This window comes from Candidatus Methylomirabilota bacterium, assembly GCA_035260325.1.
Classification (GTDB): Bacteria; Methylomirabilota; Methylomirabilia; order Rokubacteriales; family CSP1-6; genus AR19.
Genome location: DATFVL010000266.1, coordinates 1 through 3,653 on the forward strand (window position 1 = coordinate 1; position 3,653 = coordinate 3,653).

4 protein-coding genes are annotated in these 3,653 nt (G+C 71.2%); 3 read left to right on the plus strand and 1 reads right to left on the minus strand.

From position 1 onward, the window contains the following. The 3 genes from VKG64_17090 to VKG64_17100 form a co-directional block, all read left to right on the plus strand. The coding region (locus VKG64_17090; GenBank protein HKB26752.1) for an ABC transporter permease at positions 1 to 736 on the plus strand (736 nt) is incomplete at its 5' end. Then, a complete protein-coding gene (locus tag VKG64_17095) occupies positions 733 to 1,698 on the plus strand; it encodes an ABC transporter ATP-binding protein (GenBank protein HKB26753.1) in 966 nt (321 codons plus the stop codon). The genes VKG64_17090 and VKG64_17095, both read left to right, overlap by 4 nt. A gap of 1 nt (position 1,699) precedes the next feature. Then, complete coding sequence (locus tag VKG64_17100) at positions 1,700 to 2,677, plus strand: dipeptide ABC transporter ATP-binding protein (GenBank protein HKB26754.1); 978 nt, start codon at positions 1,700 to 1,702, stop codon at positions 2,675 to 2,677. Here VKG64_17100 and VKG64_17105 read toward each other — a convergent pair. Beyond that, positions 2,678 to 3,653: adenylate/guanylate cyclase domain-containing protein (locus VKG64_17105; protein ID HKB26755.1), on the minus strand; the 976-nt coding region annotated here is incomplete at its 5' end.

The window sequence follows — 3,653 nt, forward strand, 5'->3', positions numbered from 1 at the left end:
GGTCGGCACGCTCGGCGATCGCTTCCACCCGCCGGCCTGGCAGGACGGCGGCACGGGCGAGCACCTGCTCGGCACCGACCACCTGGGCCGCGACGTCCTCTCGCGCCTCATCTTCGGCGCGCGCGTCTCGCTCGTCGTGGGCTTCATGGCCGTGATCTTCGCGGGCATCCTGGGCACGGTGCTGGGGATCCTGTCCGGGTATCTCGGCGGCTGGGTCGACCAGGTGATCATGCGGATCACCGACGCCTGGCTCGCATTGCCCGCGCTCACGTTCGCGATCTTCCTGGCGGCGATCGTGGGGCCGAGCGCGATGAACATCGTGATCATCCTCGCGGCGGTCTACTGGACCCGCTATGCCCGCGTCGTCCGCGGCGAGGTGCTCTCGCTGAAGGAGCGCGAATTCGTCCGCCTCGCGATCGTCGCCGGCTGCAGCAAGCGCACGATCATGCGGCGCCACATCCTGCCGAACGTGCTCAACTCCACCATCGTGCTGGCGACGCTCATGCTGGGCGTCGTCATCGTCACCGAGGCGTCGCTCTCGTTCCTCGGGGTCGGCGTCCCGCCGCCGCAACCCGCCTGGGGGCTGATGCTCGCCGACGGCAAGAAGGGCCTCATGGCCGGCTACTGGTGGCTCACGGTCCTGCCGGGCACGTGCATCATGCTCCTGGTGCTCGCGGCGAACCTCCTGGGCGACTGGCTCCGCGTCAAGCTCGATCCGCAGCTCCGCCAGTTGTGAAGCTGCTCGAGGTCAGGAACCTCTCGACGCACTACGTGAGTTCGCGGGGCACGCGGGTGACGCGCGCCGTGGACGACGTCTCGCTGGCGGTCGACGAGGGCGAGACGCTCGGGATCGTCGGCGAGTCTGGCTCCGGGAAGACCACGCTCGCGCTCTCGCTCCTGCGCCTGCTGCCGCCGGCGGCGCGGAACGTCGGCGGCGAGATCTGGTTCGAGGGCGAGGACCTCCTCCGGATCTCGAACGCGGAGATGCGCCGCGTGCGCGGCAAGCGGATCGCGATGATCCTCCAGGACCCGCTCGCGAGCCTCAACCCCCTCTTCACCGTCGGCGACCAGGTGGCCGAGCCGATCCGCGTCCACGAGGGGGCGAGCCGAGGGAGCGCGTGGGACCGCGCGCGCGAGCTCCTGCGCGCGGTGCGCATCGCGGCGCCCGAGGCGCGCGTCCGCGAGTACCCGCACCAGCTCTCGGGCGGGATGCGCCAGCGCGTCGTCGGCGCGATCGCGATCTCGTGCGGGCCGCGCCTGCTCATCGCCGACGAGCCGACGACGAGCCTGGACCTGACGATCCAGGCGCAGTACCTGCGGCTCCTGCGCGACCTCCAGCGCGACCACGGTCTCGCGATGATCTTCATCACGCACAACCTCGGCATCGTCGCGAAGATGTGCGGCCACGTCGCGGTGATGTACGCGGGGCGCCTCGTCGAGGCGGGTCCCGTCGCGCGGATCTTCTCGTCGCCGGCGCACCCCTACACGCAGGCGCTCCTCGAGTCCATCCCGCGTATGAGCGACGGGCGCCAGCGCCTCACCGCGATCGACGGGCAGCCCCCGGACCCGGTGGCGCTGCCGCCCGGCTGCGCCTTCCACCCGCGCTGCCCGAAGGTCATGGACCGGTGCCGCGTGGAGGCGCCGCCCGAATTCCGGGTGGCGGAGGCTCAGGTCAGCCGCTGCTGGCTCTCGGGCTGAGATGGCCGGGCCCGTCCTCGAGGCGCTCCAGCTCACCAAGCACTTCCCCGTGCGGCGCGGGCTCCTGGCCCGCCAGACCGCCGTCGTGCGCGCCGTGGACGGGATCTCGTTCACGATCGAGCGCGGGCGCACGCTGGGCCTCGTCGGCGAGTCGGGGTGCGGCAAGACGACGACGGCCAAGCTCGTCCTGCTCCTCGAGACGCCGACCTCCGGCCTGCTCCGGTTCGACGGGCGCGACCTCCAGGGGCTGGACGCCGCGATGCACCGCGAGTATCGCCGCTCGGTCCAGGCGGTCTTCCAGGACCCGTTCGCCTCGCTCAACCCGCGCATGCGCGTGGACCGGATCATCGCCGAGCCGCTCGTCACCAACGAGCGCCTCACCGGGGGCGAGGTCGCGAAGCGCGTCGCACACCTGCTCGAGCTGGTGGGGCTGCCCGAGCGCTCGGCCGATCTCTTCCCGCACGAGTTCTCGGGCGGCCAGCGCCAACGGATCGCGATCGCGCGGGCGCTCGCCCTCTCGCCGAAGCTGGTCGTGCTCGACGAGCCCGTCTCGGCGCTCGACGTCTCGATCCGCGCCCAGATCCTCAACCTCCTGACGGACCTCCAGGCGCAGCTCGGCCTCTCGTACTTCTTCATCGCCCACGACCTCGCCGCGGTCGCGCACATGAGCCACACGATCGCGGTGATGTACCTCGGGCGGATCGTCGAGATCGGCGACGCGGCGACCATCGCCGCCGCGCCGAAGCATCCGTACACGCAGGCGCTCTTCTCGGCCGCGCTCCCGTCGCACCCCGACGAGAAGCGCGAGGAGATCATCGTGGCGGGCGAGGTGCCGAGCCCGCTCGCGCCGCCGGCGGGCTGCCGCTTCCACCCGCGCTGCCCGCGGGTGATGGAGCGCTGCAGCCGCGAGGAGCCGCGGCTCCTGCCCGAGGCGAGGCGGCAGGTGGCCTGCCACCTCTACACGGGCATCGGTCGCTGACTAGGCCTGCAACCGGACGACGTTGAAGGCGGGAACGGGCTTCGAGAAGCCCTTGAGCGTGAGCCCGCCCAGGTCCTCGACCTCGACGAGGTCCTCGACCGCGCCGAGGACGCGCTGGGAGATCAGGATCTGCCGGGGCTTCGCCTCGCCGCAGAGCCGCGCGGCGAGGTTCGTCACCGTGCCGATCGCGCCGTAGTCCATCCGCCCCTCGAAGCCGATCGCCCCGATCGTCGCGTAGCCCTGGGCGATGCCGACGCCGAAGTCGAGCTCGTAGCCCCGCTTCTTCCACGTGACGAGCAGCTCGTCCACGCACGCGCGCATCGCCGCCGCCATCCGGACCGCCCGCTGGGGCGCGTCGGGCACCGGCACGGGGTCGTTGAAGAAGATCATCATCCCGTCGCCGGTGAAGCGCTCGAGCGTGCCGTCGTGCTCGAGGATGAGCCGCCCCATCTCCCCGTGGTACTCGCGGAGCACGCCCATGACTTCCTCGGGCTCGGAGGTCTCGGCGAACGCCGTGAAGCCCCGGAGGTCGAGGAAGACGACGGAGATCTCGCGCCGGTGGCTCTTCAGGGGATCCTCGGCGTCGCCGCTGACGATCATCTCGGCGAGCTGCGGGGAGAAGAAGCGCTTCAGGCGCTCGAGGCGCTCGAGCTGGACAAGCTGCTCCTCGACGCGCCGCTCGAGCGTCCGGTTCCAGCCGGCGAGCTCGTCGTGGAGCACCTTGATCCTCAAGAGGGACTTCACGCGGGCGAGCAGCTCCTGCTGGTTGATCGGCTTCGTCAGGAAGTCGTCGGCGCCGGCCTCGATCCCCTTGACGCGCTCCTGCGTGGGGTCGAGCGCCGTCACCATGACCACGGGCAGCGTCGCCGTCGCCGGGTTGCCGCGGAGCTTCTTGCAGACCTCGTACCCGCTCATCCCCGGCATCATGACGTCGAGCAGGACCAGATCCGGCCGCGCGCTCTCGATCTTCTCGAGT